6 protein-coding genes are annotated in these 6,828 nt (G+C 35.6%); all 6 read right to left on the bottom strand.

Annotation, left to right across the window (positions count from 1 at the left end):
- A partial coding sequence (locus Q0Y61_RS06130) for an MlaA family lipoprotein (RefSeq protein ID WP_297812980.1) occupies positions 1 to 263 on the bottom strand: 263 nt, incomplete at its 3' end.
- An 8-nt stretch (positions 264 to 271) separates the two neighbouring features.
- The gene (dxs, locus tag Q0Y61_RS06125; protein WP_297812977.1) at positions 272 to 2,134 is read right to left on the bottom strand and encodes a 1-deoxy-D-xylulose-5-phosphate synthase; all 1,863 of its coding nucleotides are present in this window, start codon (positions 2,132 to 2,134) and stop codon (positions 272 to 274) included.
- A complete protein-coding gene (fliH, locus tag Q0Y61_RS06120; RefSeq protein ID WP_297812973.1) occupies positions 2,134 to 2,970 on the bottom strand; it encodes a flagellar assembly protein FliH in 837 nt (278 codons plus the stop codon). Before fliH ends, dxs begins: the two co-directional genes overlap by 1 nt.
- Positions 2,963 to 3,997, bottom strand: coding sequence for a flagellar motor switch protein FliG (fliG, locus tag Q0Y61_RS06115; RefSeq protein WP_297812969.1), 1,035 nt, complete (start codon positions 3,995 to 3,997; stop codon positions 2,963 to 2,965). Before fliG ends, fliH begins: the two co-directional genes overlap by 8 nt.
- Complete coding sequence (gene fliF, locus Q0Y61_RS06110; RefSeq protein WP_297812966.1) at positions 3,997 to 5,715, bottom strand: flagellar basal-body MS-ring/collar protein FliF; 1,719 nt, start codon at positions 5,713 to 5,715, stop codon at positions 3,997 to 3,999. Before fliF ends, fliG begins: the two co-directional genes overlap by 1 nt.
- Positions 5,716 to 5,724: 9 nt before the next feature.
- Entirely contained in the window at positions 5,725 to 6,828 is a 1,104-nt protein-coding gene (gene hisC / locus Q0Y61_RS06105) for a histidinol-phosphate transaminase (protein ID WP_297812963.1), read from the bottom strand.

Here is a 6,828-nt window from a genome sequence, read left to right as displayed (position 1 = left end):
TCAAAAAAATTATAAACTCCAATCCTTAACCCAAGTGGTATTGTGTAATTATATATGTCCAATGTCGGGCTTAAAATATAATCATAGATTCCCCAATTGATATTGTGCATTAAACGATTATAGCTTATGAGAGGGTCTTTGATGGGTGGAGAGTATTCACTTTCAAACTCGTGGAGGAATTCTTCATTTTGTGATTCTGACTTTACAGAATCTTGTGCATAAATAAAAAGATTCAAAAATAAAATCAAAAGAAGTTTTTGCATAAATTTCCTTATAGAAGCTGTAAAATCTGTTGTGTAAGTTGGTGAGTGTTTAATCCCAGCTGCTCTTCTATTTCTTCTACTTTGCCGTGTGGGATAAAAGCGTCTGCAAATTCAAAAGAATGAATTTTGATACTCAAATCATAGTCTTGCGCGAATGAGCTTAATATTTGCCCCACACCACCTAGTTTTACACTATCACTAAAGACAAACCATTTTTTATAAGTTTGGCTAAGAGCTAACAAGTTTTCCTTGTCTAATGGCTTTATAAAACGTAAATCTACAAGACTGCAAGTGATATTTTCTCTCTGCAATTCTAGCAAACATTCATAGGCTCTACCAACGCCATTTCCATAGCCAAGTAATAAAATTTCACTTTTAGATTCCTCTAAAACCTCTAATTTACCTAGATTAAAAGGTGTGGCTTGAAAAACACTTTCTTTTAGTTTAAAGGATTTTCTAGGGTATCTAAAAGCACAAGGTGCATTGGAAAATTCATTAGCAAAATGTACACAAAGGCGCAAAGTCGCTTGGTCGCGTGGAGCAAGAAGCACAAAATTCGGAATCATATTTAAATAGGCAATATCAAAGATGCCTTGATGTGTTTCACCATCTTCACCTACGATTCCAGCGCGATCAATAGCAAATTTCACAGGAGTTTTCATAATACCTACATCATGGATTATTTGGTCAAAAGCACGTTGCAAAAAGGTAGAATAAATCACAACAAAAGGCTTAAAACCTTCTTTAGCAAGCGCACTAGCTTGTGTAGTAGCGTGTTGTTCTGCAATGGCAACATCCCAAAACCTCTCTGGAAATGCCTTGATGAGTGAATCAAGTCCTGTGCCACTAGGCATTGCTGCTGTGATTCCAACCACTTTGGAATCTTGTTTAGCAATTTCTAACAAAGTTTCAGAAAATATTTGTGTAGGAGATTTGGTGGCATTTTTAGTCAGTGCTGTGCCATTTTGTCTATCAAAAGGGCTAACGCCGTGCCATTGCTCTAAATATCCTTCTGCTGGAGAATAACCTTTACCTTTAAGGGTTTGCGCATGCACAACAATAGGTTTTTTAATGCTCTTTGCAAGATGTAAGGCTTTGATAATTTCTTTAAGATTATGTCCATCAATAGGACCAATGTAATCCAATCCAAGTTCTTCAAAAAGCATCCCAGGTGTAATTAATTTAATAGACTCCTCAAATCGTTTTGCAAGATAAGTGGTGTTGGGCATATTATTGATAATATTTTCAATTTTGCTTTTAATGTTTTGTGTAAATTTACCCGCAATTGCTTCAGAAAGATATTTGCTAATTGCCCCTATTGGTTTTGCTATACTCATTTCATTGTCATTTAGGATAATCACCATTGGATATTTGCGGTCCCCTAGTTCATTGAGTGCCTCATAAGCAAGTCCTGCACTCATTGCGCCATCACCAATTAAAATTACAGGGATATTTTCTATGTCTTGCAAAGCAAATGCTTTCGCTACTCCAACGCCAAGAGAAATAGAAGTGGAACTATGTCCAGCAATAAAATAATCGTGCATACTTTCACTAGGCTTCGTAAATCCGCTAATTCCATTAATTTGTCGCAAACTCTCAAAACTATTCCAGCGATTAGTTAGCAATTTATGCGCATAAGCTTGATGACTTACATCAAAGATAAAAGGGTCTTTTGGGCTATTGAAAACGCAGTGCATACCGATAATAAGCTCCACTGCTCCTAAAGTGGAGCTTAAATGACCACCATTTTTGGAAACAACTTCCAAGATTCTATCACGCACTTTTTGAGCAAGTTCATTTAATGTAGCTAAGTCTTCTTCACTAAATTCACTTTGTGATAGAAGATCTAAATATTTAGAATCCAAAGACATTATAGCTTATTCTCCAAAATAGATTTTTTTAAAGTTTCAAAGCGCATAAAAATATCTCCGTCAATATTCCCCTCACTGCTTAAAATCACTACACCACCTTTAGCAATAGCTTGGTCAGATTCTAATACAACATAATTCAAATCTTTAAGAGATTCTTTGAGTTCTTCTAAATCTCCGGGAAAGACTTTGAGTGTTACTTGTGTGTTTTGTGATAAATCTTGTAAAAGTGTGCGTGCTAGAGAAGAAGCAATTTTTGCACTATTAGCACTGACTTCTGCTGCAATAACTTCTCTAGCAATATCTAACGCAATAGAGCTTAATTCTTTTTCTAAGCTTAAAATATGATTTTTGGATTCTGCAATATTGTTATCAATGCGTTGAATGCTTAGCCCATAAAGCTCCTTTTGGCTATTGATTTGAGATTCTAACTCTTGTTTAGCTTTTTGGTAACCTTCATTAATACCTTGTTCTTTAGCTTCGGATTTAGCGGCATTGACTTTCTCACCAATTTCTTTTTCTTGTTTATCAAATTGTTCTTGCAATTTTTGTAAAGATTCCGCTAGAGCATCACTTTTTTGAAGAATTTTATCAATCACTTCAGTTTCAAAAAGTTTAAGAGCAGGTGCATCTATGCTTGGTTCAGATTGTTTGGGAGTCTCTTCTTGCACTTGTATAGTAGGTTGTGGTGTTTCAATGACTTTTGGTTCCATATTCGGCTGAACAGGAGATTCTATTTCATTAGAAATTTCCATATTTCTAAAATTATATTTTTTAATATCGTGCCTTTCTTTATGCGCTTCTGTAATGATATTTTCGTGTTCGTTAATATTATTCAATGGTATCCTCTTGTTCGCCAATTTGAATGATGCCTTGTTCTGAAAGAGATTGGACGGTTTCTACGATTCTACGTTGAGCAGCTTCAACATCTTTCACTTTTACGGCACCTAAAAACTGCATTTCTTCTAGAAATTGTTCCCCAGCTCTTTGAGACATATTGGACATAAACTTTTGCTTTAATTCTTCAGGAGAAGCCTTAAGGGCTAAAATCAGGTCTTTTTTATCCACGATTTTTAAGATTTCACGAATCGCATTATTATCAAGTTTTTCAATATCTTCAAAAGTAAACATCATTTCTTTAATTGCTGCTGCCAATTGGTCATCAATTTGTTCAATATAAGCAATAGTTGCTTTGGCTGCCTTTTGTCCTAATCGGTTAAAAACTTCTGCTACTGCACGAATTCCACCCACTTCTACTTTATAACTTGTTAAGGATTCTAGTTTATTTTCTAGCACGGTGGAAACGCGTTTGACGACATTAGGAGAAATATCTCCCAAGTTTGCCATACGAATCGCAATTTCTGCACGCAAATCATCAGAAAAGAAATTTAATGTTTCTGCCGCATTAGTTGGATCCATATGTGCCAAAATTAAAGCAATAGTTTGTGGATGTTCGTGGATAATAAAATCAGATAGTTGCTGTGGACGCACACGGGAAAGATAGGCAAAGTTTTGCGAAGATTGCATAGATTTGGCAAGTTTGTCCAAAACTTTTTTTGCAGCTTCTGGTCCCAATGTGCGATAGAGTAATTCTTTAGCATATTCAAAACCACCAGTAGAAATGTATTGATTGGATTGAAAGATTGCATAAAATTCCTCCAAAACAGCTCCACCAAGTGCCTTGTCTATCCCTGAATTTTGCGCAATATATTTAGAAACTTCAGTAATAGAATCCAAATCTAAATTTGAAAAAATCTCACCCGTGATTTCATCGCCTAATTGCACAAGCAGAATCGCGATTTTCTCTGCCATTGAAAATTCATCGTATTGTGCTTGTTGTCGCGGACTTAATGTAATAGAAGGCATTAGTGTTTTCCTCCTCCACCCATATTATCAAGCCCAAGTTCATCATGTACTAAGGTTTGAAAAAGATTCGCAAGTTCGGCTGGTTTTTCCATCGCAATTTCCTTGATTTTTTCTAATAAAACATTGTATTTAATCTCATCTTCATTTCCACTGCCAAAGCCAAGTTGGTCTTCAATTCTACGCCGCACTTCGTTAAGTCGGTCGTTATTTTCTTCTTCGTCTTCATCAATTTTAATTAGAGATTCAAGCTCTTCTTCTTCATCTGCCCTTGCTTCAAGCATACGCTCACTAAATGGAACAATAACTTTTTTATAGAAGAAGAATAGAATTAAACCTACGATTGCATATTTAAGCAGAGGCATAAAAGGTGCTAAAAGAGCAGCTGTAGTTTCTAAGAATCGTTCCAAAGGCGTACGTGCTTTAAATCCAGATAACTGCCCATTGAGCTGAAAATTACTTACAGAAACTTCATCGCCTCTTTGTTGATTATAACCAATGGCTTGTCGCACAAGAGCTGAAATTTTTTCCATTTCTTCGTCATTTAATGCAGTATATTCTAGTTTTTCTACGCCTTCTTCATCTAGTTGGCGAGAATACTTACCATCTACAACAACAGCAGCAGAGAGTCTGCGAATAGTGGCGAACTCGCCTTTAATATTAGAAATTGTTTTGCTGATTTCAAAATTGGTAGTATTTTGTGTTTTTTCGTATTTTTCTTTTAAATCATCATCTTCTAACCCTTGCACAGGACCAATATTGCTTACAACACCTGGAACTCCACCAATTTCTTTTGGACGGAATCCTTCACGTTTTTCTTCTAAATCTTGAATGCTTCGGACAACATTGTTAGGGTCATAATATTCTTGTGTGCTTTCTTTTTGTGCAAAGTCAAATTCTGCGGTAACTTTTGCTACAACACCTTCTGCACCGCCTGCAATAGGTGTTAAAATATTGATGATTTTTTCTTCTAAAGTTTGCTCAAAGTTAGTTTTATAGCGCAATTGCGCTGCGGCAAGTTCTCTTGCACCTCCTAGCTCATCTAACTCGCTTAATGGCTCACCTTTTTCATTAACTACTTCCACATTCTCAATCGTCAAATTTGGAATCGCAGAAGAAACAATATTTTTAATCCCTAAAATTTGCTTAGGTGTTAAAGCCTGTGCGGGTTTAAAAGTAAGGACAACAGAGGCGGTAGGCGGTGTTTGTTCGCTGACGAAGACGGTTTTTTCAGGTTGTGCTAAATGCACAGTGGCTTTCTGTATAGGCGCTAAACTTTCAATGGTGCGTGATAATTCGCCTTCAAGTGCGCGTAAATATTTGATGCGTTGGTCAAAATCTGTTGCTCCAAAATCCTTAGTATCAAAAATTTCAAAACCAATTTTGCTACTTTTTGGGATTCCATTGCTTGCTAATTTCATTCTTTGTTCATAAACAAATTCTTGAGGAATTAAGATGGTATTGTCTTTTGGGATTTTATAAGGGATTCTATCTTGCTGAAGTTGCTGAACGATTAATGCACCATCTTCTGGGCTTACTCCCTCAAATAAAACTGCATAGCCCGGAAATAAAACTCCTGCTTTATTGCTAGAATTCCAAACAACAAGAGCAGCAATGAAGCCAACTACGGCAACAATTGTCGCTAAAATAACAATTTTTTGTTTTTGATTTAGCCGTTTATAAAGGCTTCTAATTTGGTCAAATAATGCTTTTAAATCCAATGTTTAACCCTACTTTTGTTCTAAATATTGATGAAATAATGTAAAAAATTTTTTGTTTTGTTCCTCTGTGCCTAGTGTAATACGAATTGCATTTAATCCATATGAAGCAAGATTTCTAATAATTATTCCTTTTTGTAGTAAATAATCTGCAATTTGGGAGGAATCCAAGGGAGGTTCAAAATAGTAAGTGATAAAGTTGGTATAACTTGGAGTATATTCAAATCCTTTTTCTTTGGCAAAATTCTCAAATACTGACATTTGTGTGAGATTATTTTGAATGCTTTTTTGGATATGCTCTTGGTCTTTTAGCGCTTCAAGTGCTGCAGCTAGGGATAAAGTTGTGATATTAAAAGGAGGACGAAGCTTTAAAAGAGATTGAATAATTTCTTGTTTTGCGATTCCATAACCTATTCGCATACCACCTAATCCATAGACTTTGGAAAATGTGCCTAAATAAATTGTATTGGGAAACTTCTCTATAAGATTCTTTGGATGGATTGCTTTGCTAGAATCTTTTGCTTTGGCGTATTCTTGGTAGGCTCCATCAATTACAATTAAGCAATTTTTATCCACTTGATTTAGAAATTCAAAAGTTTCTTCTGCGCCTAAGCATTCTCCCAAAGGATTATTAGGGATACAGAGAAAAATAATCTCTGGGTTGTGTTGTTGGTAAAGTTCTAAAAATTCTTTTAAATTATGCTGATGACTTGCTGTGCGAATCACTTGTGCTTCTACGGCTTTTGCATAGACTTCATACATTGCAAATGTCGTTTTTGCCATTAAAATTTTACTTTGCTGGTTGGCTTTGGCGTGAATGCAGAATTCAATAATTTGGTCGCTTCCTGAACCAATAATGATTTCGCTACTTTGCACATTATAATATTGACTTAAAGCACCCTTTAGAGCAAACATAGAATCATCGGGATACAAATGTGCATTGCAAACATTCTTAATGATTGCTTCCATTGCTTTTGGACTAGCACCTAGCGGGTTTTCATTAGAAGCAAGTTTTATAATTTCATTTTTTGGGATTCCAAATTCTCTAACAACAAGTTCAATAGGCTTTCCCGCTTCATAGGTTTTAATAGAATCAAGCTTCGCGTTAAAAGTCAT

The organism is uncultured Helicobacter sp., assembly GCF_947367035.1.
GTDB lineage: Bacteria > Campylobacterota > Campylobacteria > Campylobacterales > Helicobacteraceae > Helicobacter_D.
Note: the sequence above shows the minus strand (reverse complement) of the source record. Positions and strands in the feature narration are given on the sequence as shown.